This is a genomic window from Treponema sp. R6D11 (genome assembly GCF_054786075.1).
Window position 1 is genome coordinate 1 of the sequence record NZ_BDHD01000920.1, and the last position, 447, is coordinate 447.

Genomic DNA, 447 nt, shown 5'->3' on the forward strand with positions numbered 1-447 from the left:
GTCTTAACACGTATCTATATTTCGGGGACAAACAAAAAAGGCTTGAAAAACATAGTAATCCTATGATATAAATAGGGTATTATGGATATAAGCACAATTTGCGTTCACGGCTGCGGCAAGAAATATGACGCGACAGGCTCGGTTGCCGTTCCGATTTTCGCTTCCGCCACATTTGCCCACCCGGGCGTCGGAAAAAGCACGGGCTTTGATTACTCCCGTTCCCTTAACCCCACCAACGTGCATTTGGAAGATACCGTCGCGGCGTTGGAAGGCGCCAAATACGCCGTGGCGTTTTCTTCCGGCATGGCGGCGGTTTCCGCCCTAATGGAACTGTTTTCGCCAGGCGACCATATCATCGCCTCCGACGACCTTTACGGCGGCACTTTCCGCCTTTTTAAGCTTTTTCTTTACCAATAAAATCGTACATACAAATCTTGTGCGCCATTC

At 49.0% G+C, this 447-nt stretch carries 1 protein-coding gene; it reads left to right on the forward strand.

Annotated features, from left to right (window positions below; all coding sequences use genetic code 11):
* Window positions 1-81: 81 nt before the first annotated feature.
* Window positions 82-417 (forward strand): PLP-dependent transferase, encoded by a 336-nt coding sequence (locus tag ACYVTD_RS16815; protein ID WP_461248795.1) that lies wholly within the window; start codon window positions 82-84, stop codon window positions 415-417.
* The last annotated feature ends 30 nt before the right edge of the window (window positions 418-447 follow it).

Excerpts from the sequence above, each read along its gene's own strand:
- ACYVTD_RS16815 (WP_461248795.1), top strand. The coding sequence starts at position 82 with ATGGATATAAGCACAATTTGCGTTCACGGCTGCGGCAAGAAATATGAC.